At 63.2% G+C, this 24,673-nt stretch carries 20 protein-coding genes; 14 read left to right on the top strand and 6 right to left on the bottom strand.

Going from position 1 to position 24,673, the window contains the following annotated elements; genetic code table 11:
• Positions 1-125: 125 nt before the first annotated feature.
• Together purH and ABZ728_RS01790 are read left to right on the top strand one after the other, a co-directional pair.
• Positions 126-1,721, top strand: a complete 1,596-nt coding sequence (gene purH / locus ABZ728_RS01795) for a bifunctional phosphoribosylaminoimidazolecarboxamide formyltransferase/IMP cyclohydrolase (RefSeq protein ID WP_366653895.1) — start codon at positions 126-128, stop codon at positions 1,719-1,721.
• 95 nt (positions 1,722-1,816) lie between these two features.
• On the top strand, positions 1,817-2,344 hold the full coding sequence (locus ABZ728_RS01790) for a DinB family protein (protein ID WP_366653894.1): 528 nt from the start codon (positions 1,817-1,819) through the stop codon (positions 2,342-2,344).
• 97 nt (positions 2,345-2,441) lie between these two features.
• Here the strand turns inward: ABZ728_RS01790 and ABZ728_RS01785 are convergent, their stop codons facing one another.
• The 3 genes from ABZ728_RS01785 to ABZ728_RS01775 form a co-directional block, all read right to left on the bottom strand.
• Positions 2,442-3,194 (bottom strand): Bax inhibitor-1/YccA family protein, encoded by a 753-nt coding sequence (locus ABZ728_RS01785; protein ID WP_366653892.1) that lies wholly within the window; start codon positions 3,192-3,194, stop codon positions 2,442-2,444.
• Positions 3,195-3,332: 138 nt separating this feature from the next.
• The gene (locus ABZ728_RS01780; protein WP_366653891.1) at positions 3,333-5,924 is read right to left on the bottom strand and encodes an FtsX-like permease family protein; all 2,592 of its coding nucleotides are present in this window, start codon (positions 5,922-5,924) and stop codon (positions 3,333-3,335) included.
• On the bottom strand, positions 5,921-6,667 hold the full coding sequence (locus ABZ728_RS01775; protein WP_366653890.1) for an ABC transporter ATP-binding protein: 747 nt from the start codon (positions 6,665-6,667) through the stop codon (positions 5,921-5,923). The genes ABZ728_RS01780 and ABZ728_RS01775 overlap by 4 nt, the downstream gene beginning before the upstream one ends.
• Here ABZ728_RS01775 and ABZ728_RS01770 point away from each other — a divergent pair.
• The 6 genes from ABZ728_RS01770 to ABZ728_RS01745 all read left to right on the top strand — a co-directional run bounded on the left by ABZ728_RS01770 (position 6,666) and on the right by ABZ728_RS01745 (position 11,625).
• Entirely contained in the window at positions 6,666-7,427 is a 762-nt protein-coding gene (locus tag ABZ728_RS01770) for an arylesterase (RefSeq protein ID WP_366653889.1), read from the top strand. The two genes, ABZ728_RS01775 and ABZ728_RS01770, sit on opposite strands and share 2 nt — an antisense overlap.
• A gap of 96 nt (positions 7,428-7,523) precedes the next feature.
• On the top strand, positions 7,524-8,726 hold the full coding sequence (locus tag ABZ728_RS01765) for an FIST N-terminal domain-containing protein (RefSeq protein ID WP_366653888.1): 1,203 nt from the start codon (positions 7,524-7,526) through the stop codon (positions 8,724-8,726).
• Positions 8,727-8,768: 42 nt separating this feature from the next.
• Complete coding sequence (locus tag ABZ728_RS01760) at positions 8,769-9,812, top strand: NADP(H)-dependent aldo-keto reductase (protein ID WP_366653887.1); 1,044 nt, start codon at positions 8,769-8,771, stop codon at positions 9,810-9,812.
• A 117-nt stretch (positions 9,813-9,929) separates the two neighbouring features.
• Positions 9,930-10,484, top strand: a complete 555-nt coding sequence (gene thpR / locus ABZ728_RS01755; protein WP_366653886.1) for an RNA 2',3'-cyclic phosphodiesterase — start codon at positions 9,930-9,932, stop codon at positions 10,482-10,484.
• 101 nt (positions 10,485-10,585) lie between these two features.
• Positions 10,586-11,182, top strand: a complete 597-nt coding sequence (locus ABZ728_RS01750; RefSeq protein ID WP_366653885.1) for a L,D-transpeptidase family protein — start codon at positions 10,586-10,588, stop codon at positions 11,180-11,182.
• A gap of 119 nt (positions 11,183-11,301) precedes the next feature.
• Positions 11,302-11,625 (top strand): hypothetical protein, encoded by a 324-nt coding sequence (locus ABZ728_RS01745; RefSeq protein WP_366653884.1) that lies wholly within the window; start codon positions 11,302-11,304, stop codon positions 11,623-11,625.
• A gap of 119 nt (positions 11,626-11,744) precedes the next feature.
• Here ABZ728_RS01745 and ABZ728_RS01740 read toward each other — a convergent pair whose 3' ends face one another.
• Positions 11,745-12,260 (bottom strand): hypothetical protein, encoded by a 516-nt coding sequence (locus tag ABZ728_RS01740; protein ID WP_366653883.1) that lies wholly within the window; start codon positions 12,258-12,260, stop codon positions 11,745-11,747.
• Positions 12,261-12,612: 352 nt separating this feature from the next.
• On the opposite strand from ABZ728_RS01740, the gene ABZ728_RS01735 reads away from it, so the two are divergent.
• On the top strand, positions 12,613-17,535 hold the full coding sequence (locus ABZ728_RS01735; protein ID WP_366653882.1) for an NAD-glutamate dehydrogenase: 4,923 nt from the start codon (positions 12,613-12,615) through the stop codon (positions 17,533-17,535).
• A 46-nt stretch (positions 17,536-17,581) separates the two neighbouring features.
• Here ABZ728_RS01735 and ABZ728_RS01730 read toward each other — a convergent pair whose 3' ends face one another.
• Positions 17,582-18,010: a hypothetical protein gene (locus ABZ728_RS01730; RefSeq protein ID WP_366653880.1), complete on the bottom strand. Its 429-nt coding sequence runs from the start codon at positions 18,008-18,010 to the stop codon at positions 17,582-17,584.
• A 46-nt stretch (positions 18,011-18,056) separates the two neighbouring features.
• Between ABZ728_RS01730 and ABZ728_RS01725 the strand changes: the two genes are divergently transcribed.
• On the top strand, positions 18,057-19,307 hold the full coding sequence (locus ABZ728_RS01725) for a PqqD family peptide modification chaperone (protein ID WP_366653879.1): 1,251 nt from the start codon (positions 18,057-18,059) through the stop codon (positions 19,305-19,307).
• A gap of 87 nt (positions 19,308-19,394) precedes the next feature.
• On the opposite strand, the gene ABZ728_RS01720 is transcribed toward ABZ728_RS01725, so the two are convergent.
• A complete protein-coding gene (locus ABZ728_RS01720; protein WP_366653877.1) occupies positions 19,395-19,772 on the bottom strand; it encodes a DUF4168 domain-containing protein in 378 nt (125 codons plus the stop codon).
• A 173-nt stretch (positions 19,773-19,945) separates the two neighbouring features.
• Between ABZ728_RS01720 and ABZ728_RS01715 the strand changes: the two genes are divergently transcribed.
• The 4 genes from ABZ728_RS01715 to ABZ728_RS01700 all read left to right on the top strand — a co-directional run bounded on the left by ABZ728_RS01715 (position 19,946) and on the right by ABZ728_RS01700 (position 24,626).
• A complete protein-coding gene (locus tag ABZ728_RS01715) occupies positions 19,946-20,539 on the top strand; it encodes an RNA polymerase sigma factor (protein ID WP_366653876.1) in 594 nt (197 codons plus the stop codon).
• Positions 20,536-21,627 (top strand): hypothetical protein, encoded by a 1,092-nt coding sequence (locus tag ABZ728_RS01710; RefSeq protein ID WP_366653875.1) that lies wholly within the window; start codon positions 20,536-20,538, stop codon positions 21,625-21,627. The genes ABZ728_RS01715 and ABZ728_RS01710 overlap by 4 nt, the downstream gene beginning before the upstream one ends.
• A gap of 167 nt (positions 21,628-21,794) precedes the next feature.
• On the top strand, positions 21,795-23,147 hold the full coding sequence (locus tag ABZ728_RS01705) for an MFS transporter (RefSeq protein WP_366653874.1): 1,353 nt from the start codon (positions 21,795-21,797) through the stop codon (positions 23,145-23,147).
• Between the two features lie 69 nt (positions 23,148-23,216).
• Positions 23,217-24,626, top strand: coding sequence for a ferric reductase-like transmembrane domain-containing protein (locus tag ABZ728_RS01700; RefSeq protein ID WP_366653873.1), 1,410 nt, complete (start codon positions 23,217-23,219; stop codon positions 24,624-24,626).
• The last annotated feature ends 47 nt before the right edge of the window (positions 24,627-24,673 follow it).

Raw genomic sequence — 24,673 nt, 5'->3', positions numbered from 1 at the left:
TGCCCTGGCGCCGTACCCGGGCCTGGATCCCGGCCGTCGGGTGCCGTGATGTTTGCATGCGTCGACCGGTGGGGGTATGAACGACGCTTCACCGGGGTTTCATGACAATGCGGCAGGCGGATCCAATGGTCACTACTTCCCAGCGTATCGAACGGGCCTTGATCTCGGTTTCGGACAAGTCAGGGATTATCGATTTCGCGCGCGCGCTCGCGGACCAGAAGGTCGAACTGCTGTCGACGGGCGGATCGGCCCGGGCCTTGCGCGAGGCCGGGATCCCGGTGCGCGACGTATCGGACTATACGGGCTTTCCAGAAATCATGGACGGCAGGGTGAAAACCCTGCACCCGCGTATCCACGGCGGACTGCTTGCCCGCCGCGACGACACCGACCACGTCGAGGCGATGACCGACTATGGCATCGGACGTATCGATCTGTTGGTTGTGAACCTTTACCCGTTCGAGTCGACATTGGCTGGCGGTGCGGATTTCGACACCTGCATCGAGAACATCGACGTTGGCGGGCCGGCGATGATCCGCGCCGCGGCGAAGAATCACGCCTATGTCACTGTCGTCACGGATCCGGATGATTACGCGGCGGTGCTGGACGATATGCATGCGAGCGGCGGTGCGACGCAGCCCGAACTGAGAAAGCGTCTGGCGGCGGCAGCCTTTTCCAAAACCGCCGGCTATGACGCAGCGATCGCGTCGTGGCTGAATGCGGAAAGCGGTGAGCGGTATCCGCGCCGTTTTGCTTTCGGCGGGCAGCGTCGGCAGTTTCTGCGCTATGGCGAGAACCCACACCAGTCCGCCGCTTTTTACGCGACCTCGCCGGAGCGTCCCGGGGTGGCGACGGCCAGACAGCTTCAGGGCAAGGAACTGTCGTACAACAACATCAATGATACCGACGCGGCCTTCGAACTGGCGGCTGAATTCGACGATCCCGGCATCGCCATCATCAAACACGCCAATCCCTGCGGTGCGGCGACCGGCTCAACCCTGGTCGATGCGTACGACCGGGCACTGGCCTGCGATCCGGTCAGTGCCTTCGGCGGGATCGTGGCATGCAATCGGCCGGTCAACGAGTCACTGGCCGAGCGTCTCGCGTCCCTGTTCCTCGAAGTGGTCATCGCACCGTCCTTCGACAAAGCCGCGGTCGAGCGTCTGGCCGGAAAGACCTCGCTGCGGCTGCTGGAAACCGGTCACATGCCGGACCGGGCGGCCGATGGATCGGCGTTGCGACCGACGATCCGCACCGTCTCCGGCGGGTTTCTGATTCAGGATGCGGATACCCGGCGCGTGACGGCCGACGACATCCGGGTGGTGACAAAGCGTGCGCCGACCGACATCGAGCTGGCCGACATGCTGTTTGCGTTCTGCGTGGCCAAGCATGTGAAGTCCAACGCCATCGTCTATGTCAGGAACAGGGCGACGGTTGGCATCGGTGCCGGACAGATGAGCCGTGTGGACAGCTCGCGGATCGCGGCGCGTAAAGCCGCCGATGCCGCCGACGCGGCCGGTGAGGCAACGCCGGCAACAAAGGGCTCGGTCGTGGCATCGGATGCGTTCTTCCCCTTTGCCGACGGGCTCGACGCGGCGATCGAGGCCGGCGCGACGGCCGTGATCCAGCCCGGCGGGTCGATCCGTGACGACGAGGTCATCAAGGCCGCGGACGATGCGGGTCTGGCGATGGTGTTCACAGGTATTCGGCATTTCCGCCACTAAGTCAGCGAAAGCCGGTCGCTGACGGATTATTGCCGTCGGTCGGCGGTTTGAGGCATCATCGACGCTTCCCACAACTGATGTCAGGGTGTGCCGATATGTTGCCTGATCTGTTCACGATGCCCGATCTGTTCACGATGATGGCGCGCTACAACCGATGGGCCAACGAGCGCATCTTCGCCGCGGCCGCCGGTTTGCCGGACAGTCAGTACCGCGAGGATCTCGAAGCCTATTTCCGGTCCGTTCACGGCACGCTGAATCATTTGTTGCTGGCCGATCGGATCTGGATGAGCCGGTTCACCGGCGCACCGTCACCTGCCGACCGATTGGACACCATCCTGTATGAGGATTTCGCCGCCTTGCGGGCCGCGCGCGATGCGGAAGACGAAGCGATCGTGCGCTATACCGACAGCCTGGACGGAGATGCGCTGGCCGGCACCATCACATATCGGACGATCGTTCATCCCCAGGAGATCGAGCAGCCGCTGGCGCCGGCGCTCATGCATTTCTTCAACCATCAGACCCATCATCGCGGGCAGGTTCATGCCCTCATGACGCGGTTGACCGGCGACGCGCCGTCGCTCGACCTCATCGCATATCAGCGTGAAGCCGCCAATACCGACTGAGCGTATCAAAAGGCTGACGCATGAAAAGGCCCGGTGCCGCAATGCAGCACCGGGCCTGGTCTTTTCCGGATAAAAGCCGGACCGGAGGCGGACGGTGTTACTCGCGCTGCCCCAGGAACATCATCAGGAACTGGAAGAGGTTGATAAAAGCCAGATACAGGGTAATCGCACCCATGATCGCGCCCTTGGTCTGGGTTTCGCTGTCAGCGTCGGCGGAATACTGCAGCTTGATTTCCTGCGTGTAATAGGCCGTCAACCCGGCGAAGATCAGGACACCAGCGGCAGAGATCACGAACATCAGCATTGAACTTGCGACGAAGATATTCACGACCATCGCGATCAGGAGGCCGATCAGGCCCATGACCAGAAACGAGCCGAAGCCTGACAGATCACGCTTCGTCGTATAGCCGAACAGGCTGAGACCAGCGAACGAAGCGGCGGTGATGAAGAACACGCGCATGACGCTTTCGCCCGTGTACATCATCAGGATCAGCGACAGCGAAATGCCCTGAAGCGCCACGAACGCCCAATACATAGCCTGAAGCGTCGACGCGGACGATTTGTGTGCCGCGTACATCATCGCGAACAAAAGGCCAAGCGGCCCGAACATGCCGATCAGACCCAGCAGATTCGGCCCGGCCATCCCCGTCTCCGGGTTGACCGAGAAGAACACGCCCTGCAGGGCCGTATTCGCCACCAGCCACGCGACCAGACCACTGACGGCCAGACCGGTTGCCATGTAGTTATAGACCCGGAGCATATAGTCCCGCAGTCCGAGATCCATCTCGGCCTGATCAACCGTCCGGCTGCGGTTGACCGTCGTAAAGCGATCCTGTCCTTGCGTTGCCATCCTAGTCCTCACCCGTCTCAAAAAACTCTCAGCGAGCTTCATATTGGCGATAGTGGCTTGTTTTTCAACCAAAATCGAACCAATGGCGCCGATCAGCCCGCACCATGCGCCGAAAGCGTGGCGATTTTCCGGACGCCGTCATTCGTTGCGCAGCAGGGGCGCGGCCTTGCGGCTCAACGCCCGCCATGTCCCGACGAATCCGAGCGCCACGGTTATGACGATGCACAGAATGGTGGTCGCGACAATGGTCAGCGGCAGAAAGACCCAGTCGAGGTCCATGACCTGGGTCACCACGATCCACGCCGCCAGCGTCCCCAGGACCGCGGCAACGATTCCGGTTAGCAGCCCCATCAGTCCGTATTCGAGAGCGTACCCCCGCAGGATCTTTCCTCGGGTCGCGCCGAGAACCTTGAGGACGACGGCCTCGTAGACCCGCCGGCGGTGACCGGCGGCGACCGCGCCGGCGAGCACGAGCGTTCCGGCAACGATCGTCACCGCCGCAATGGCGCGTACGGCGACGATCAGCCGCTCCAGGATACTGCCGAAGGTGTCGAGCGCCTGCCGGATATTGACCGTGGTCACATTGCCGAATTCGGCTGCGACGGCGCGTTGCAGGGCAGTCTCGGTCGCCGCGTCGGCAGCGTGAAGCGTGGCGATATAGGTATGCGGCGCCGCGTTCAGCGGTGTTGGCGAGAAGACCATGGTGAAATTGATTCCAAGCGTGCCCCAGTCGATGTCGCGGACATTGGCGACTTCAGCCTCGATGTCGCGTCCGAGGATGCGGACCGTCATGGTATCGCCGACACCGATCGCGAAGGCCTCCGCGATATCGCTGTATATCGAGACCAGCGGCGGCCCGGCGTAATCCGGTGCCCACCAGTCGCCAGCTACGATGTCCCGGTTCTCCGGCTCGGCCGCATAGGTAACGCCCCGATCGCCGCGCACCACCCATCCCGACGCGCCATCCACCAGCGCATCCTCTGCGGGGACGCCGTTGACCTCGGCGATCCGGCCGCGCAGCGACGGAACGTCGCGAAGGTCCGAGACGCCCTCGAAAGCGGAGACCGTGTCGACGAAGGCGTCACGCTGGTCGGCCTGGATGTCTACGAAGAAAAAGCTGGGCGCCCGGTCGGGCAAATCGCCCTCGATCTGCCGTTTCAGATTGCCTTCGATCAGGACGATGGCCACCAGCACGGTGACCCCGAGGCCAAGGGATAGGACCACGTTCACCGTCGGCGCGCCCGGGCGATTGAGATTGGCCATCGCCAGTCGTACCAGCGGCCGGTGGATCGTGCCCAGACGGCGCGTCGAAGCAACGACCACACCGGCGATCAGGCGGAAGACGACCAGCGTTGCCAGGGACCCGACGACGAACCATGCGGCGAATTCGGGATCGCGGGCGGTGCCGATCGCCAGCCCCGCAAGGGCGAGACCGGAAACGGCGACGGCCGCGACCGCCCCGCGGCTCCAACCCCGAAGGGTCCCTCCGGCCTCGCGGAACAGGGCGGCGGCGGAAACATCGCGCACTCGCGCCAGCGGCCAAAGCGAGAAGGTGAGGGCCGTCAGCAGACCGAACAGGGCCGCGATCGCCAGGGCTCCGGGGTACACCCCGGTGCGCAGCGAAAACGGCAGGAGGTCCGCGAGCAGCGTCGAGACCAGAGGCGGCGTCGCGGCCCCAATGGCCAACCCGATCACGATGGCCCCGGTGGCAAGGACCAGAACCTGAATGAGATAGGTCTGAAATATCAGCCGCGACGTGGCGCCAAGGCATTTCAATGTTGCGATCGTCGGGGTGCGGCCTTCGACGAAGGCACGGACCGCATTGCTGACGCCAACACCGCCGACCAGCAGGGCGGTCAGGCCGACAAGGGTCAGGAACAGCGTGATCTGTTGGACGATCTGTTCCAGTGACGGTGACGCCCGGTCGAAGGTCCGCAGACGCCAGTCAGCGTCCGGCGCGGCTGCGCGCAGCGCCTCCTCGGCGGCGCTTGCCGACAGACCTTCAGGCAGCCGCAGCCGATGGTAATAGTCGATCATCGATCCTTCGCGGATCAGATCGGTGGCGGCCAATCCGGCGTCGGCGATCATGACGCGGGGACCGAAGGCGAATCCGGCGCCGCCGGCGCGATCCGGTTCGGCGACGATGATGTCGCGGATTTCGAAACCGGCTTCGCCGAGCGTGATCGTGTCGCCGACCTCGACCCCCAGCCTTGCTGCGACCGGCAATTCGATCACGGCGCCTCTCGTCCCGCCGCGTTCGGCCAGCGCGTCGTCCAGACTGCCGCCGCCACGCAATTCCATCGCACCATAGAGCGGATAGGGTTCGTCCACGGCCTTGAGATCGACCAGAATCGCGTCGCCACTTTCGGGGTCGCGCGCCATCGCCCGCATCTGGGTCGTGGACGACACCGTTTCGGCGATGTCGTTCAGGGCCGAAAGCTGATCGGGCGTAATGTCGGTGAACTGGGTCCGGGCGGCGATATCGCCGCCGAGAATGGCCCGGCCGTCGTCCTGCAGCGTGTCGAGAATGCCCGACGAGACGGATTGCACGGTGGCGATGGCGGCAACGCCCAGAATGAGACAGGCGAAGAATATCCGAAATCCGGCAAGGCCGCCGCGTAGCTCGCGACGTGCCAGCTTGACAGCCTGAAGCAGTCCGGGCTCGGCCCGCGCATGGCGCTCCCGCCGGGATAATGAACGGGCCGATTCTTCGCCGGCGATGGCCGTCATGCCGTCACCGGGGATCGGGCCGGGGTTTGGGCCGGTGTCGATGACGGATCGCGGATGAGCCCGTCTTCGAGCCGGACCGTCCGGTCGCAACGGGCCGCGAGTGCTGCGTCATGGGTGATCAGGATCAGGGTTGCGCCGCGCTTGCGGGAAAGCTCGAACATGAGATCGATGACCTGACGGCCGGTATCGCCGTCAAGGTTGCCGGTTGGTTCGTCGGCCAGGATAATCGGCGGGTCGGCGGCAAAGGCGCGTGCCAGCGCCGTACGCTGCTGCTCGCCACCGGACAGCTGACCGGGGTAATGGGTAAGGCGGTGACCAAGCCCGACGGCGGTCAAGGCATCCGACGCCCGGTCGAAAGCGTCGCTGCGCCCGGCGAACTCCAGGGGAATCGCGACATTCTCCAGCGCGGTCATCGTCGGAATCAGGTGAAAGTTCTGGAATACGATGCCGATGGTGTCGCGGCGAAAAAGCGCGAGCGCGTCTTCCGACATGGTGTTCAGATCGGCGCCGCTGACAACCACACGGCCGGATGTCGGCCGTTCCAGCCCCGCTATGATCATCATCATGCTCGACTTGCCGGAACCCGACGGCCCGACGACGCTGACCACGTCTCCGGCCGCAATCGACAGATCGATACCACGAAGGATGTTGACGGGGCCGGCCCCGCTTTCCAATTCTAGATGGACCCTGTCGAGCGCGATCGCCGGATCGCCCGATTTCCGTTCTGTCAGCGTGGTTTTCATGAATGATCCAGATGTCTCTGCGGTTCCAACGTCAAATGGCCTTGCAGGACGGTATTTCAACACGGGCTTTCCCGCACTGAAACGGCTTGCCGCGCTGGGGCTCGTTTCGGCTCTGGGGGCAGCATCGATGGTGGTTCTGGCCGGTTCGGTTCCGGCAATGGCCGATGATGCGGCCGATGACGACCTGCGCCTGCTGGCGCTGGGCGACAGTTTGATCGCCGGCTATGGCCTGCCTCCGGAACAAGGGTTCACTGCGCAACTGGAATCCGCACTCCGGGCCGAGGGCTGGCCGGTGACGGTGCTGGACGGCGGTGTTTCCGGCGATACGTCGGCCGGCGGCCGGGCGCGGCTGGACTGGGTTCTGGCGGACGAGCCGGATGCCGTTCTTGTCGCACTCGGCGCCAATGACGGGCTGCGCGGTATCGACCCGGACGAAACCCGGGCCAATCTCGATGCCATCCTGGCCCGATTGGCCGGGGACGAAGACTTGCCGACACTTTTTGCCGGGATGTACGCGCCGCCCAATCTGGGCCGGGAGTACGAACAGGCCTTCAACGGTCTTTATCCGGATCTCGCCGCCACTCATGACGTCGGGTTCTTTCCCTTTTTTCTAAAGGACGTGGCGATGGTCGAGGCCCTGAATCAAGGCGACGGCATCCACCCCAATGCCGAAGGCGTCGCGGTGATGGTGGAAAACCTGCTGCCCCATGTCACCGACCTGCTTGAGCAGGCCCATGGCAATACGAGCGGCGATGGGTAAGCCCCGCCGGTGGACAGCAGCCCTTACCGCCCGTTGAGGACATGTGCGGCTGTCGGGCGGACGGGCGCAGGCGGCGCGGCGGATTGGGCTATCGCGGTGAAATCCTGTCTCGACCAACTCGGCCCGATACCGAGTTCGGGTCTCGGCTTTCTGTATTTCAGCACGGCATTCGCCCCCCACGCCGGCAGCATTGCCACCCTCGCGCGGCGGCTGACGGGCATCGACGATTGGGTCGGTGCCGGCAGTGACGCCGTCATGGCGGTCGGTCCCCGAGGTCCGGAAGTGCTTGGTCCAGAGGTTTCAGTGGACGGCGCCGGTAGCGGGCCGGGGGTGGCGATGATGATTCTGGCCCTGCCTGCCGACTCTCATCGGCTGATAAGGCTGTCACCCGAAAGCCCCGGGGGAACGCCCGAACCCGGACTATTTGACTGGATGCAGTCCGCAGGCAAACCATCCGCCATGTTTCATGCCGACCAGCCGAGCCGCGCGGCCGTCCAGGCGGCCGGGTCCCTGCGGGCGGTCTGCGGCGACATCCCCGGTTCGGCTGAACCGTTGGCGCTGGTCGGGGCAACGGTGGGCGATGGTGCCGGGCCGGGGGCCGCGCGTCCGCAGATCTGCGGTGTGGTGGCCGAAGGCGGGGCGACGGGGGTTCTGTTCGCCGGCGCGGCCCGTGGGATATCCGGTCTGGCACAGGGGTGTGCGCCCATCGGCCCGGTCCGGTGGGTCAGCGACGCCGACGGCGGCGTGGTATCCGGTCTTGACGGTCACTCTGCCCGCGCAGCCTTTCATCAGGATATCGGCGATCTTCTGGCCCGCGATCCGCAGCGAACGCAGGGTTTCGTGTTCGCCGGGCTGATACGCGGGCGCAACGGGTCCCCGGCAGGCCGGGCCTGCAATGGCCAGGTCATCGAGCCCGGCGACTATGCCGTCGCCTCGATCGTTGATCCCGGTGGCTGGCCCGGTGGCTGTCAGGACGCGATCAGGCTGACGACGGACCCGGCGCCGGGTGACGGTATCGTCTTCGTGCGCCGGGACCAGGCATCGGCGATCGCCGCGCTGGACCGCATGGTCGACCGCCTGATCCGCCGCGCCGGTCGCGCGCATATCAGGGCGGCGCACCTGATCACCTGCGGCGATCGCGCTACATCCATCTTCGGCAACCCGGGAATCGACTTCATGCGGATCGCCGATCGACTTGGGCCGGTGCCGATGATCGGTTTTCAGGCCGATACACCGATCATGGGCGAAACCCTTTACAGCCGGGCCGCGGTGCTTACCCTATGGACCGACAATTCCTGATTCCTTTTCCCAATTTCTTTCCAATCCAAGGAACACTATCCAATGGAATACGGCGAACTTGGCCGAACCGGTCTCAAGGTCAGCAGAATCTGTCTCGGTACCATGACCTGGGGCTTCCAGAATACCGAAGCCGAGGGTCATGCGCAGATGGATTATGCGCTGGACCGCGGCGTCAATTTTTTCGACACGGCAGAGATGTATGCCGTGCCAACCAGCCGCGAAACGCATGGCCGGACCGAGGAAATCATCGGCACCTGGTTCAGGAAGACCGGCAACCGTGACCGTGTCATTCTGGCCAGCAAGCTGGTCGGGCCAAGCGAGTCGCGGTTCGACTATGTCCGCGACGGCAAGCCGCGGCTGGACCGCAAGAACATCCACCAGGCGGTCGACGACAGCCTCAAGCGCCTGCAGACAGATTATATTGACCTGTACCAGACCCATTGGCCCGACCGGACGGCCAACAATTTCGGGACGCTGGGATGGCGCCACGATCCCGATGCAGACGAACTGCCGCTGGAAGAGACGCTCGGCGCCCTGAACGAGATGGTCACAGCCGGCAAGATCCGTCACATCGGCGTTTCCAACGACACGCCATGGGGCGTCATGAAGATGGTGCATCTGGCCGAGACGGCGGGATTGCCGCGCATCGTCTCCATCCAGAATCCGTACAATCTGCTGAACCGCAGTTTCGAGGTCGGCCTGGCGGAGATTGCCATGCGCGAGCATGTCGGCCTTCTCGCCTATGCGCCGATCGCGGCCGGTTTTCTTTCCGGCAAGTATCTCGGCGGCAAGGTGCCACCGGGCAGCCGCGCCGACGTCTTCAAGCAGAAGTCGCGCTACGACAAGCCGGGCGGCCATGAAGCAACCCGGCGTTATGTGGAAATCGCCGAGCGGCATGGTCTCGACCCGGTGCAGATGGCCCACGCTTTCGTGAACAGCCGTCCGTTCCTGACCGCCAATATCGTCGGCGCCAGCAAGCCCGAGCAGCTGCGCACCGCGATCGACAGTCTGGACGTTACCTTGAGCGAAGCGGTGCTGACCGAGATCGAGGCGGTACACGCCGAAATCTCCAATCCCTGTCCCTGATTCGTGTCCCGGGGCACCAAACCACTTGCCCGGGCGGCGGAGATCGTGATCCGATAGATGCATCGTCGGAAGGATGCTCAAGAGGCTTCCCCGGCAACCGGAAAGGGAGCCGCCGTCATGCTCAGGCTTTTCGTTGCCCTTCCGCTCCCGGTGGCGATCCGTGATCGCCTCGCCATGATCCAGACGGGCGTTCCCAACGCCCGCTGGATGGACCGGGACAATCTGCATCTGTCGCTGCGATTCGTGGGCGAGGTCGAAGACCATGTCGCTCACGAGGTCGCCGCGGCGCTCGACCGCATCGACGCGCCGGGATTCGATCTCCGGCTGACCGGGGTCGGTCATTTCGGCAGCAGCCGGAAGCCGACCGTCCTTTGGGTCGGCGTTGAACGTTCCGATGCGCTCTGCCTGCTGAAGGAAAAAGTCGACGGTGCTGTCCGCCAGGCCGGCATTCCGGCCGACGGCGGCAAATTCAGGCCGCATGTGACACTGGCGCGGCTGCCTCAGTCGACGCCGCTCAACCGTGTGGGCCGCTGGCTTGAGAATAACGGCCTCTTCCGGTCGCCGCCGCTTTCGATGACCACGTTTACGCTCTATGCCAGCTATCTGGGCGGCGAGCGGGCCATCCATACGCCATTGCGGGAGTACAACCTGGAGACAGCGGATCTTCTGTAAAGGGGGGCGCCATTGATCCGGTTGCCACAAAACTGATTGACCGGGCGATCAGATTCGGTAAAGAAATTCCTGTAAGTGATTGAATGTGGGGCGAACTGCCAATGAAGTATCGACGCGATCTTCTAACCGATGCCACCACGACCCGGCGCAACTTTCTGTCGGGGGCCGGCATCGGTGCAAGCCTGGCTGCCATCGGCCTGGTGACCGCCGGATCGGCGACGCCGGCACTGGCGGCGCGGGCGACTGCAGCCATGCGCAATGGCGCCGATCTCCGGTTGGCCGATCTGGTCGTCGTCTACAAATCACGCCGCGAACTGCACCTGATGCGCGATGGCGAACGATTGCGCCGCTATACCGTGGCTCTCGGCGGAAATCCTACCGGGCACAAGGGCCGGCAGGGCGATCAGCGCACACCTGAGGGTGCCTATATTCTCGACTGGCGCAACCCGAACAGTGATTTCCACCTTTCGCTGCATGTCTCGTATCCCAATGACGTCGATCGTCAACTGGCCGCTTCACGCGGGGTGGATCCGGGCGGGGCGATCATGATCCATGGTTTGCCGAATGATCGTGACGCCGCCGCTGTCGGTCATCCCCGGCGGGACTGGACCGACGGATGCATCGCTGTCACCAGCCGCGAGGTCGAGGAAATCTGGGCCAGCGTTGCCGATGGTACCGGCATCGTCATTTTCGCCTGACGGCAGGCGTCGTGCCAGCCCGAAGAAAAAATAATTAACCATAAAATAGAGCTATTAGGTACTGTGACAGCGTGCTATCTGATGCCTGATCACTTTTACCCCTTTTAGGAAAAACAGAAATGAAAAGCGTGCTTCGTTCAGCACTGGTTGCGCTTTCGTTAGGTTTCGCCGCTACGCCGGCTTTTGCTCAAGATCTTGTTTTTACCCTGTCCAATGACAGTGCAGCAGATCTATATTATTTCTATGCCTCGCCAACGGATGTCGCGAACTGGGAAGATGATATCCTGGGTGACGACATCCTCTACAGCGGCGAAAGTGCTCAGGTCACGATCGCCGACGGCCGCAGCCAGTGCGACTACGACCTGCGAATGGAATTCGGCGACGGCGATGTTCTTGAAGATACTGTCGATCTTTGCGAACTCGGCAGCTACACGATTTACTGATACCGGTATTCCGCCAAAGCTGTAAAGATTTCTGACGACCGGAATGTTCGGGGGTGGAAAAATCCACCCCCCTTTTTTGTCCGCAACCCGGTCATTATTCTTCGTGGGAACCGGCGCCGTTACATCGGCATTTCGCCGCCCGGGCCCGGCCACGGTCCCATGAGATGTTCGAAGGTAACCTCGCCCATTTCGCCCGGCATATCGCCGTGAGTTCGATGATCGGCGTGATAGGCGATCACCATCATCTGATAGTCATTGTCGCTGTCGACGGCAATCTGCGTTGCGGCGTTACCCTCGTGGTCGGCGGTGAAGGTATTCGCGGGAAGGCCGCCACCAGGGCCCATATCCATGCCGAAAGTCGCCTCGTTGACCCACCAGATGGTATAGATGCCGTCCGGCACGAGGTCGTCGGCGGTTATTTCGATGATATGGGAACCGTTCTGGTGATCGATCACGGATGCTGTCCCGCCGGCCGCCATCCAGGTTTCTGAATCGAACCCCTCGGGAACGCCGCTCATGTCGGCCGCTTGCAGCGCCGAACTCGGCATATCTTCGGCGTTGGCCGGCAGCGCAAATAGTGTGACGGCTGCCGCAAGTATCAGGCTGCGTGCCATCGGATTCCGTATAGCTGACATCTCGCACTTCCTCCATCGTGATTTGTCGAGGATCGTGGATCCCCGATTACTGTTGGAAATTTCATATCCGTTTCTTCCGATTTTGGAAGATCCTGACCTAATTTGATCCGCGGGAGTATCCGTGGAATCCGAAAGCGGATTTCGACGCGTCGAATGGGCCGCGCAGCCCGAACGCGCCGGTCGCCGTCGGCGCCGAATATGTCGTCACCCGGCGCGTGTGAAGGTTGGGTTCCGTCCGCGGATTGGTTAGCCTGACGGTGAGTCGCGGGCGTGATTGACGGCGGCGGATGCTCGCGACCGGCGCCGTGCTGCCGGGCCAGGCACGAGAAAAATTCAGGGGAGTGAGGAAGCGATGCCGACCACGGGTGACAAGAAGAAGGCGGAACTGATCGACGAGGTCGTGGCAATCGCCCATACCCGGCTGGGGCCCGACAAGACCGAACTGGCGGAGGCGTTCATTCGTGCCTATTACCGCCACGTTCCGCCCGACGACATTCTGGTCGAACGGGCCGACGACCTGTATGGCGCCGCCCTGGGGCTGATGCAGTTCGGAGCCAGACGCGGCCCGGAACCGAGCATCAGGGTCTTCAATCCCACCTACGACGCCTCAGGCTGGCACACCAGCCACACCGTCGTTGAAGTGATCAACGACGACATGCCCTTCCTGGTCGACAGCGTCACGTCGGCTCTAAACGCTCTCGCTCTCACCGTGCACATCGTCGTGCATCCGATCCTCGCGGTACAGCGCGACGACAAGGGACGGCTTACCGCCGTCCGCGACGTCACCCGGGCGTCGAAAGGCGGCATGGTGGACCGGGCAAAGGCCGATGCCGGCGATGAGGGCCTTGGCCTCGAAAGCTTCATGCATGTCGAGGTGGACGAGCAGACCTCGCCCGAGACGTTGGAACGGATTGAGCAAGAGGTCGCGCGGACCCTGAAGGAAGTGCGGTCGGCCGTCGACGACTGGCAGTCCATGCGCGACAAGATACAGGAGGTCATTGCCGATCTCGGATCGGCCACGGTTCCCGGCGGCAGCCAGGACCGCGGCGAGATCAGCGATTTCCTGAAATGGCTCGACAACCACCATTTTACGTTTCTGGGGTATCGGCACTATGCGTTCAACGCCGACAAGCGCGGCCGGACGGAACTGAGTCCGGTGGCGGATTCCGGCTTGGGCGTGCTGTCCGATCCGGACGTTTCGATCTTTGATGGCATGCGCAAATTCTCCGCACTGCCGCCGGACGTCCAGTCCTTCATGCGCCAGCCGCACCTTCTGATGGTCACGAAAGCAAATCGGCAATCCTTCGTTCATCGGGCGACCGCGATGGACACCATCATCGTCAAGGCCTTCGACAAGAACGGCAACGTTGCCGGCGAGCACATTTTCGTCGGGCTTTTCACGTCGGTGGCCTATAGCCGCTCCGCCAGCGACATTCCGTTCCTGCGCCGCAAGGTGGAACGCTGTCTTGCGACAGCCGGCTTCGATCCGCAGAGCCACGACGGCAAGGCGCTAACTCATATCCTGGACACGTTCCCGCGCGATGAACTGTTCCAGATCGGCGACGATGATCTTCTGGATATGGCGCTGGGCATTCTCCATCTTCAGGAACGCCAGCGCACCGCCCTTTTCGTACGTCGCGACCCGTACGAGCGGTTCGTGTCATGCCTCGTGTTCGCGCCGCGCGACCGGTACAACACCGATTTGCGACGGCGGTTCGAGGCCATACTGGAATCCGCATTCGATGGGAAAATCCAGTCGTTCGTTCCGCAATTCGGCGAGGCGGCGCATGCGCGCGTACACTTTGTCATCAGCACCCAGCCGGGCAAGATTCCGGCCGTCGATGTCAAGGAGATCGAGGATCGGCTCGTCCAGGCGACCCGGTATTGGGCCGATCATCTGCGCGACTCCCTGATCGAGGCACGGGGCGAGGAGCGTGGTCTCCTTCTGCTGCGGCAATATGGCGAGGCGTTCCCGACAAGCTATCGGGAAGCCGTTCCTCCGCAGGCGGCGATCAACGATATCGACCGTATCGAGGAGGTCATCCGCACCGGCCGGATCGGTCTCAATCTCTATCGCGAGATCGAATCCGACGACCACCAGGTCCGTTTCAAGCTGTACCATGCCGGCCAGCCCGTGCCGCTCAGCGATGTCCTTCCCATGCTGGAGCATATGGGCCTGAAGGTGATCGCGGAGAATCCCTATGACGTACGCGTGCGCGGCCATGACCACGAAACCAGCCGCGTCCTTGTCTGGATTCACGATTTCGCGACCGAGACCCAGGACGGGTCCGCCATCGACGTCAAGACACTGAAGGAAAAATTCCAGTCGGCTTTCGCCCGCATCTGGGAAGGCGGCATGGAGGATGACGGGTTCAATCGCCTCGTTCTGCTGGCAGGCATGGGATGGCGCGAGGTCGTCGTGTTGCGGGCCTATGGCCGGTTCCTCAGGCAGGCGCGGATTACCTTCAGCCAGGACAGCCTTGAAAACACACTCGCTGCCCATCCGGATATCTCGCGCAAGATCGTCGATCTTTTCCGGGTCCGCTTCGATGTCGATGGGCCCGACGGTGCGGACCGCGAGGCGGTGGAAGAAAGTGTGCTGGACGTGCTGAATACGCAGCTGAACGAAGTGTCCAATCTCGACGAGGACCTGATCCTCCGGCGGTTCATCAACTGCGTCCGGGCGACACTGCGGACGAATTTCCACCAGACGGACGACAACGGCGAGCCAAAGCCGTATCTGTCGCTGAAGCTCGACAGCGCGATGCTGGACGACCTTCCCAAGCCCCGTCCGTGGCGGGAAATCTTCGTCTACTCACCGCGCGTCGAAGGGGTTCATCTGCGCGGCGGCAAGGTTGCCCGCGGCGGCATCCGCTGGTCGGACCGGCGCGAGGATTTCAGAACCGAGATTCTGGGGCTGATGAAGGCGCAGGTGGTCAAGAATGCCGTCATCGTGCCGGTGGGATCGAAAGGCGGGTTCGTCGTCAAGAGACCCCCGCGCGAGGGCGGGCGCGAAGCCATGCAGGCCGAAGGAATCGAGTGTTACAAGACGCTGATGCGCGGCATGCTCGACATCACCGACAACATCGTTCGCGACAGTGTCGTGCATCCCGAACGGACGGTCCGCCACGACGAGGACGATCCCTACCTCGTCGTGGCCGCCGACAAGGGCACGGCCACCTTCTCCGACATCGCCAACGGCGTCAGCCAGTCCTACGGGTTCTGGCTCGACGATGCCTTCGCATCGGGCGGATCGGCGGGTTACGATCACAAGAAGATGGGCATCACCGCGCGGGGCGCGTGGGAGTCCGTAAAGCGGCATTTCCGGGAACTCGGTCTCGATACCCAGTCCCAGACTTTCACCGCCATCGGCGTGGGCGACATGTCCGGCGATGTTTTCGGCAACGGCATGCTGCTGTCGGAGGGAATCCGCCTTCAGGCCGCCTTCAATCATTTGCATATTTTCATCGATCCGGACCCCGATCCGGCTGTGACGTTCAAGGAGCGTAAACGGCTTTTCGAACTGGGTCGCGGGTCGTGGGACCAGTACGACAAGGCGCTGATTTCGAAAGGGGGCGGCGTTTTCGATCGCAAGGCGAAATCGATTACGCTCACGCCTCAGATCAAGACGCTGACCGGGCTGACCCAGGCCAGCGTCACGCCGAACACATTGATCTCGGCGTTGCTCAGGGCGCCGGTGGATCTGCTCTGGTTCGGCGGGATCGGCACCTATATCAAGGCCTCCTCGGAGTCCCATGCCGATGTTGGCGACAAGGCGAACGATGCCTTGCGTATCGATGGCCGCGACATCCGCGCGCGCGTGGTTGGAGAAGGCGCCAATCTGGGCGTAACGCAGCGCGGGCGCATCGAATTCGCCCGCGCCGGTGGGCGTGTCAATACCGACTTCATCGATAATTCGGCGGGCGTCGATTGCTCCGACCACGAGGTCAATATCAAGGTTCTGCTGAACGATGTCGTCTCCGAGGGCGACATGACTCTGAAACAGCGCAACGCGCTGCTCGGGTCGATGACCGACGATGTGGCGCAACTCGTACTCCGCGACAACTATCTCCAGACCCAGGCGCTCAGTCTGGTGATGTCGGAGGCATCGGAGCATCTGGATCAGCAGACCCGGTTCATGAAGGGGCTCGAAAAGGCGGGGCGGCTCGACCGGGCGATCGAGGCCCTGCCCGACGACGAGGACCTGGCGGATCTGGCGGCTCATCGCGCGGGCCTGTCACGGCCTGAAATGTCGATCCTTCTGTCGTATTCCAAAATCACCCTCTACGACGACATACTGGCCAGCACGCTGCCCGACGATCCCAGTCTCACGGCCGATCTCAGGTCGTATTTCCCCGACGCTCTGGCCCGGTACAGCGATGCGATCGACCGTCACAAGCTGCACCGCGAGATCATCGCCACCATCGTCACGAATGTGATCATCAACAGGACGACGCCGACCTTCGTCATGGACATGGTCGAGAAAACCGGCATGGGTCCGGCGGATGTTGCCCGTGCCTATCTCATGACGGAACGCAGTTTCGCCTTGCCGGCGATCTGGGCATCGATCGAGGCGCTCGACAACAAGGTGCCTGCCGAAACCCAGATCCGGATGATGTCCATGACAATCCGTCTCGTCGACCGCATGACGGCCTGGTTCCTCAGGAACTGCGGCGACCGGCTCGATATTGCCGACCTGGCCGACCGCTATCGCCAGGGGATCGAGACGCTGACGGGGTCGCTGGATTCGGTCCTGTATCCGGCGGCCCGGCAGGTCATCGAGGCACGCTCCGATGGCTTGATCGAGGCTGGCGTGCCGAGGGAACTGGCGCTGCGGGTCTCGTCCTTGAATCTGATGGCCGCCGCAACCGATCTGATCCGGATCACGGACGATTTCTCGCTGTCCCTGTCCGACGCGGCGCCGCTGTACTTCGCGTTGGGCGACCGGCTCGGTCTGGCCTGGTTGCGCGATGCCGCGACCAACAGCAAATCGACCGATCACTGGCACAAGCAGGCCGTCGCGGCGATCGTGGATGATCTCTATGCCCTTCAGGCCGACCTGACCATTCGCGTCATCGGTGCGCTGAGGCAGGATGGTCCGGGTGGCTGCGCCATCGGTGACGCCCACGATGCGCTTGAACGGTGGATCTCGGGTCGGCCGGATGCCGTCGACCGGGTCGATCAGCTGGTTACCGAGCTGAAGGCCATGGACCACCTCGACCTCAGCATGCTTGCGGTCGCCAATCGCCGGTTGCGAGGCATGATGGTGTTGTGACGTCCTCAGGAATGTTGGCGGAGGAATGCAGGCTTCGGGCGGCCCATTACAGGTGCTGCACTTGTCTCCCATTAGTCACAAATCTCGCTGGTCCCGGTGATAAGCTGTTCGCTTGCGTGGCCTTCTGCATAAGGGAGACGTCGATGCCCAGCGATAACGTAAACGACAACGACGGGGACAGCGATACCCGTCCGGATCGCCGGCAGTTTCTCACCAGACTGGGACTTGCGGCGGGCGCCGCATACCTGGCGCCAAGCGTTTCGCGCCTGGGGTCGGCCCAGGCCGCGTCAAACGGTTCGGGCTCGTCCGGCAGTGCCGGCAGCGGGGGAAGCGCTGCCAGTGCAGCCAGCGCTACCAGTGCCGCCAGTCCCGCTAGTCGGGGAAGTCCGGCCAGTCGCGGCAGTTCGGCAAGCCGGGCAAGCGCCGGCAGCGATTCCAGAGGCGGCTCATCATCGGCCTCCGGCAACTGGACCATTCGGTGGCCGAGCTTTTTCTGGCGTTAAGAACGCGTGGATTCCGGCTTGAGCCGGTTGGGGAAGGCAGCTTCGAGCGCCCGTTTCACTGGCGTCTATCACCCGGTCTGCTTTGATGATGCGGCTGACGTCGCGTCCGTCCTCAGAGCCCTGCTCTGGGGCTGGCATTTCGAAAGCACCCTCGAACCGTCCCTCCCGCCACAAATCGCCGTGCGGCGCGAGGGCGTCGGCTACCGTGTCTGCGCGCCGTGGCGCCGCGAGGACCTGGCGGCCGATACACCGGTTGCGGCGGCCTGCAGCCTGCTGGTCGACCTCGTCCGCGCGTATGCGGACGGACAGCCGCGTTGGCGCTGTCTCCACTGCGGTGCGATCGAGGTCGATGGCTGCCTCGTCCTGCTGGTCGGCCCCTGGAGGGCCGGCAAAAGCACGTTGATCGCCGATCTTGCCTGCAGGGGAGTCAGGGTCTTCACCGATGACATTCTTCTTGTCGATCTCGATGCGCGCGTCGGGATGTCGATGGGAATTCCCCCGCGGCTTCGGCTTCCGCTGCCGCCAGCCATTCAAGGCAGGATTGTTGCGGAGGGTGACAACGACCACCGCGGACCGGAAGACGGACGCTATCTCTATTTGCGGCCCGACACGATCGCGCAGGCGCCGTTCGGCTCAACCGCGCCCCTGGGTGGGCTGGTTTTTTTGGATCGCCGGACCGAGGGGCCGGCCGAGGTGGCGTGCATGGATCCGGACGCGGCATTCGCCGAACTGATCGTGAAGACATTCTCCGGCTCGATGTTGATCGAAGAGTTAGTCAAGCAGGTTGTGGCGCTCGTCGCATCGTCACTTTGCATCCGACTGACTTATTCGGCATCCGACGAGGCTGCGGTCACGCTGCTGAATACCCTTGAAAGTGTCGCCGCCGGCCACAGTTTGCCATCGCGCGCGCCTTCGCAGGCGGCGGCCGGCGGGTCGGCGGGTCCGGAAGCGACGGGTCCGGAAGCGGTGGCGGGCAGGCATCTGTCCGCCGGAACGGACCCGACCGCACAGTATGTTCGTATTGCCGACGCGAACGAGGTTACCCTGGGTGACACAATGTTCGTTGCCCATCCGCAGTACGGTTCAGTCCATGCGCTCAACGCCACGGCGCGGGGAATGTGGGCGTTGCTGGCCGAGCCGCTGTCTCCGGCAGAGGCGACGGCCATCCTGCAGGGCGCGTTCCCCGAGGTCCCGTCGAATGTGGTTGCCGGTGATGTTACGGCTCTGTTTGCGCGATTCGTGGAAAGCCGTTTGATAGAGTCGGCATAAAAAAGCCGGCGCCGCGAAGTCCGCGACGCCGGAGAATTAACCGAACCTTGGGGCCAAGGGACCGGTTATCGTCCACTGGAGAAAAGACTACTGCTCTTGACGCTCGGTCATCATCTCGACGATCTGCTGATCGAGTTCCGGATCCTGCTGTGCGGCCTGAGCGATCTGGTTGTATTCCTCAACCTGCAGACCGGCGCCTTCGACGGCGTCGATCATTTCGGCATTGGCTTGTGTTTCGAGTTCACCCATCTCTTCGGGCGATTCGACGGAGGCCGCCCGCGACTGGTAATCCTCGCGGATGTCGACGATTTCGACGGTGGCATCGACGAACGCATCCAGCTGGCTGTCGTTCACTTCGATCTGGGGCGGCTGCTGTGGCTGTTGTTCCTGGGCAAGGGCGGGGCCCGAAACGAATGCGGCCGCTGCAAGAGCGAGAACGGCGGTGCGCGTGGTGTTCCTGAACATCGGAAACTCCGTTGGTGTCTGCTTTCGTCAAGCCGCTTGATTGCGGCTCCCCCAACGGACAAGACGGGGTCGCGATCGGTTCCTGATTTTTCTGACGGGAACCGTTTCGGGTTTTACAGTGTCCTTTCGACAGCGAGCATGCTGCGACGTTCCGAGCCTGGAGGTAAGTACGGGTGGATGACACGAAATGGCTGATCGCGCAGGAGATCCCGCATCTTCGGCGCTATGCTCGGTCGCTCACCAACAACGCCGACGAGGCCGACGATCTCGTGCAGGACTGTCTGGAAAGGGCGATCAACAAGCGACAGCTCTGGACCCAGAAAGGCAGCCTCAGGAGTTGGTTGTTCAGAATGTTGTACAACCTGTTCCTCAATGGCGGACGCGCAAGAAAACGCCAGCAGGCTCAGGTGAATATCGACGACGCGCCGGACAGCCTGGCGCCGGATATATTGTCGGTCAACGGGGCTCCGGACAAGCGTATCGAATGCTGGCGGGTCGCCCAGGCACTGGAGGAATTGCCGCCCGAGCAACGCGACGCGGTGTTGCTGGTGAGCCTGGAAAGCATGCCCTATGACGAGGCGGCGGCAACTCTGGGAATCCCGATCGGGACCCTGAGATCGCGGGTTTCGCGGGGACGGGAAGCGCTGCGGGCATTGGTGGCCCGGGGCGCTGGCCGTCAAGCCGGTGCCCGTGCCGGCGAGAAGGTCGACGAGAAAGCAGGCGCGACGGGTGCCGGTGGCCCCGGCTGGTTGAGGAGAGTCAAATGAACGATCGAACCAACGGACATACGGCCGACAGCCATCAGGCCGCGCAGCCTGCCGTCAGCGACTTCGATCTCATGGCTTATGTCGACGGACGCCTCGATCCTCATCGGCATCGGCAAGTCGAAGCGTGGCTTGCGGCGCGCCCGGATGACGCCGCAGATATCCAGACCGATATTGCCATCACCGAAGCGATCAGGACGCTCTATAACCCGGTCATTACCGAACCGGTACCCGAGCGGTTGGAAGCGGCGCTTCGCGGCCGCTCTGACAGAAACCCGATGCGCGCAACCCGGGTCGCGGCCATGGCGGCCTCGGTCCTCGGGGCCGGGTTTCTGGGCTGGTGGGCCGGTGGTCAGACCCAGGCACCGACAGGCCTGGCCGTTGATCAGCGGCTTCTTTCCCAGGTTACGACGGCCTATCTGGACGAACCGCAGTTCGACGCCGCCGGTGACGGATCGAGCGGCCCGGTCACCGTGGCATCGGCAGGCGATGGCAATGCGGCCGCCGTTTCAGCTTTGAACGACCGGATGACATTCGAGGTGCAGGCGCCGGATCTGACCGGCCTTGGTTATACAATGGTCGGACAGCGCGTGGCCGAGACCGGGCAGGGCGACATCGTCGAAATCAATTACACGGATTCGGCCGGCGAGAGGCTGGCGCTGTTCATGACGACCCGATGGCAGGAAAGCCAGCCGCGTTTTCGCGCAGCGCAGCACAACGACGTCTCGACCGCCTATTGGTATGATGGCCCATTGGCGCTTGCGCTGGCCGGCGACGCGCAGCCGGAGGTGATCCGCGATCTCGGCATTTCGGTCCACGAGGTGATGAAGGCCGGAGGACTGTCCAGTCCGGCCCTGACGCATCCCGCGGGCACACTGCCTTTGGAGGGCGAAGGCGCGGCCCCCGACGATCCACCACCGGTCCCGGTCCAGGTGCCCGAGCCACCGGAGTCGGCGCCGGCCACGACAACCGCCACGACGGCCGGATCCGTTGTTCCGAACATGGACGCCGGCCAGGATCCTGAACGGATCATGGTGCCGGACTCGGTTGTAAGCCCGATGCCCGTACAGCAGTCCGATCACGAAATGTGACGCAGATGCCGTGACGCCATTGACGTCCCGGGGCTGTTTCACGGAAAGTAAGGCAACGGCGTCGGCGTCTTTGGCATCGTCTCGGGTCGCCATGCGCCTACGGCGGAATCAGTCCCTGCGGTCGCCGTTTTCCGCGACCCCTTTTCCGCGAATTATCGGCCCGATTCATGCGTCAGACCCTGCTGCCAATCTCTGCCCTTCTTCTGGGCGCCGCGATACTTCTGATTGGTACGGGCCTGCAGGCAGTCCTGCTGCCGGTTCGGGCGGGGCTGGAAGGATTCTCGATCCTGTCGATCGGCCTGATGGGGGCTTCTCATGCGGTCGGATTCATCCTGGGCTGTCTCATTACGCCGTGGATGATTCAACGCGTCGGGCATGTCCGAACCCTGGCCGTCCTGTCGGCGATCGCCGCCGCGACCGTTCTGCTCTATCCCCTGATACTGGATGAATATGCGTGGGTGGCGCTGCGCGTCATCACCGGGTTCGCCCTTGCCGGGCTGGCGATGATTACCGAGAGCTGGCTGAACGAAAAGGCCACCAATACAAGCCGCGGGCTGGTTTTTTCCCTCTATATGGCCGTCAACCTGGCGGCCGTGATGGCCGGGACCCTGCTGCTGGGCGCGGCCGATCCCATGGCATTCACGCTTTTTGCGATTACAACGATCGCGGTTGTCTGTTCGCTCATTCCCACGGCGCTGTCGAAGGTCGCGGCGCCGGCGACGGTTTCCCGCATCAGGCTCGATATTCGGCGTCTCTATCAGATTTCGCCGGTCGGCGTCGGCGGGTGTCTGGCTGTCGGCCTGGCAAATGGCGCGTTCGGTGCGCTGGGCGCCGTTTTCGCCCAGCGCCTCGGTCTTGCGACGCCGGAGATCGCGCTGTTCGTGGCGGCGTCCCTGCTGGGTGGTGCCCTGGCCCAGTTTCCGCTCGGCCGGCTGTCCGATATCTTCGACCGACGCAAGATCATGCTGGCCTGCACGGTATCTGCCAGCGTGATCGGCATCGCCCTTGTCGCCGGCCCGCGGTTCCTGCCAGCATTGTCGCCGATGGTTCTGATCGTCGGCGTCGGCGTCTATGGTCTGTTCATCTACCCGCTTTATCCGCTGGCGGTTTCTCATGCCAACGATTTCACGCCGCGGGATGAATTTGTAGCGACCTCCAGCGGCCTTCTTGTCGTCTATGGCATCGGCGCGGCGGTCGGGCCGGCGATGGCAGCTCTGGCCATGCGCCAATTGGGCGATAGCGGCCTGTTCGCATTCACGGCGGCCGTCCACGGGGTGTTCACGCTGTTCACCCTGCACCGCCTGCGTCAGCGATCGGCGCCGTCATCCGACGAGAAGGGCAGCTATGTCGGGATCGCGCGCAACTCCACGCAGGCATCCCTGTCGATGGCTGAGGTCGAAGCCGACGGGACCGAACCGGAATCCGGGCCAACCGTGGGGCCGGCAGCGGATCCCGTTGAGGATCCGGCAGCGGAAAGCGGTCCCACCGATCAACAGGGCGACGTCTCGGTCAGACATTGATCCTGCTCAATGTCGAACTCTGGCCGGCGCAATAGTTTGGCAACGACCGAAACCTGCAACGGAGCCGTCATGCCATCGACCCAAGCCCCGCGGCACCTGCCCGGACTTTCGCCCGCCGCGTTGATCGGCGGGTATTTTCTGCTGGGCATTCTGCCGTTGATCATTGCCTGGTTCGGCGATGCGGGCGACCAGCCAATTCTGCGCGCGCTTTCCGGCGGACTTGTGATGGTGGCTTTCTCGCTGATGCTTGTGCAGTTCGTCTTGTCAGGACGGTTCGAGCGTGTTTCGGGCAAGGTGGGCATCGATGTCACGATGCGTTTCCATCAACTCGCCGCGTGGATCGTGCTCGGCTTCATCGTTGCGCACCCATTGCTCTACCCCTTGGCCCGGCTCCCCGACAATCCGGCCGGTGCCTGGGCGATGCTTGTGGGGATGGTCTCATCGACCGGGCTCCGCACCGGTGTCGTCGCATGGGTACTGTTGATCGTCCTGGTCGTGATGGCCATCTTCCGCGACCGGCTTGGGGTCGGCTACGAGGCTTGGCGCCTCAGCCATGGCGTCGGCGCGGTTGCTATTGCCGTTCTGGCGCTGGATCACACTCTGGCAGTCGGGACCCACAGCGGTTCCGGGCTGCTGGCGTGGTACTGGATGGCAATGACGGCGGTGGCCGTCGGATCGGTGCTGTTCGTCTACGGTGTCAAGCCCGTCATCAAGGCTCGCCGTCCCTATCGCGTCGTGTCAAATCGCCGGATCGCCGACCGGACCTGGGAGGTGGTCGTCGAACCGGAGCATGCCGATGGCAGGATTCCGGTGCACGCACCCGGCCAGTTCGCCTGGCTCAATCTGGGCCACAAACCCTATAGCCTCACCGAGCATCCGTTCTCGATAGCGACGCCGCCATCCGCCCTGCCGAGGATCGGTTTCGCCATCAAGGAAAGTGGTGATTTCACCAGTCGGATCGGCGAAATAGCAACGGGTACACGGGCTTTTCTGGACGGCCCGCACGGGAGCTTCACGACGACTGGCCGCGATCGTCCTGTCGACGGACGCGCGCCGGAAGGTGCCGCGCAGAGCGCCGATTCCGCCGGCCTGGTCATGATCGCCGGGGGCGTCGGGCTGGCGCCAATGGCGGGAATCCTGGCGCATCTGGTCGATACGAATTATCCGCTACCGGTTCATCTGATTTACGGCAATCGTCTGGAATCCCAGATCATGTACCGCGATCGCCTGGAGCAGGCCGCGGCTGTACTTGACATGCGGGTCGATCTGGTCCTGTCGGAGCCGCCCGAGGGATGGACGGGCAAAGTCGGGAATCTGACGCCCGACGTACTGCGCGCATGTCTGCCGGACGCACTTCCTCGCGACACACTCTATCTGGTTTGCGGGCCGGCCATGATGATGACGGTGGTGGAGGATGCGCTGGTGGGTATGGGCGTGCCAGGCGATCGGATCGTCGCCGAAAGATTCAAGTACGATTGACAGGAGGGGGTCATGCGTCACGCCACCCTTGGGCGGTTGGTTTTCGG

Origin of the sequence: Fodinicurvata sp. EGI_FJ10296 (genome assembly GCF_040712075.1) — a bacterium.
Lineage (GTDB): Bacteria > Pseudomonadota > Alphaproteobacteria > DSM-16000 > Inquilinaceae > JBFCVL01.
This window is presented reverse-complemented; position numbering and strand designations above follow the sequence as displayed.

Excerpts from the sequence above, each read along its gene's own strand:
- purH (WP_366653895.1), top strand. The coding sequence starts at position 126 with ATGGTCACTACTTCCCAGCGTATCGAACGGGCCTTGATCTCGGTTTCG.
- ABZ728_RS01790 (WP_366653894.1), top strand. The coding sequence starts at position 1,817 with ATGTTGCCTGATCTGTTCACGATGCCCGATCTGTTCACGATGATGGCG.
- ABZ728_RS01785 (WP_366653892.1), bottom strand. The coding sequence starts at position 3,194 with ATGGCAACGCAAGGACAGGATCGCTTTACGACGGTCAACCGCAGCCGG.
- ABZ728_RS01780 (WP_366653891.1), bottom strand. The coding sequence starts at position 5,924 with ATGACGGCCATCGCCGGCGAAGAATCGGCCCGTTCATTATCCCGGCGG.
- ABZ728_RS01770 (WP_366653889.1), top strand. The coding sequence starts at position 6,666 with ATGAATGATCCAGATGTCTCTGCGGTTCCAACGTCAAATGGCCTTGCA.
- ABZ728_RS01775 (WP_366653890.1), bottom strand. The coding sequence starts at position 6,667 with ATGAAAACCACGCTGACAGAACGGAAATCGGGCGATCCGGCGATCGCG.
- ABZ728_RS01760 (WP_366653887.1), top strand. The coding sequence starts at position 8,769 with ATGGAATACGGCGAACTTGGCCGAACCGGTCTCAAGGTCAGCAGAATC.
- thpR (WP_366653886.1), top strand. The coding sequence starts at position 9,930 with ATGCTCAGGCTTTTCGTTGCCCTTCCGCTCCCGGTGGCGATCCGTGAT.
- ABZ728_RS01750 (WP_366653885.1), top strand. The coding sequence starts at position 10,586 with ATGAAGTATCGACGCGATCTTCTAACCGATGCCACCACGACCCGGCGC.
- ABZ728_RS01745 (WP_366653884.1), top strand. The coding sequence starts at position 11,302 with ATGAAAAGCGTGCTTCGTTCAGCACTGGTTGCGCTTTCGTTAGGTTTC.
- ABZ728_RS01740 (WP_366653883.1), bottom strand. The coding sequence starts at position 12,260 with ATGTCAGCTATACGGAATCCGATGGCACGCAGCCTGATACTTGCGGCA.
- ABZ728_RS01735 (WP_366653882.1), top strand. The coding sequence starts at position 12,613 with ATGCCGACCACGGGTGACAAGAAGAAGGCGGAACTGATCGACGAGGTC.
- ABZ728_RS01730 (WP_366653880.1), bottom strand. The coding sequence starts at position 18,010 with ATGGTCCAGTTGCCGGAGGCCGATGATGAGCCGCCTCTGGAATCGCTG.
- ABZ728_RS01720 (WP_366653877.1), bottom strand. The coding sequence starts at position 19,772 with ATGTTCAGGAACACCACGCGCACCGCCGTTCTCGCTCTTGCAGCGGCC.
- ABZ728_RS01710 (WP_366653875.1), top strand. The coding sequence starts at position 20,536 with ATGAACGATCGAACCAACGGACATACGGCCGACAGCCATCAGGCCGCG.
- ABZ728_RS01705 (WP_366653874.1), top strand. The coding sequence starts at position 21,795 with ATGCGTCAGACCCTGCTGCCAATCTCTGCCCTTCTTCTGGGCGCCGCG.
- ABZ728_RS01700 (WP_366653873.1), top strand. The coding sequence starts at position 23,217 with ATGCCATCGACCCAAGCCCCGCGGCACCTGCCCGGACTTTCGCCCGCC.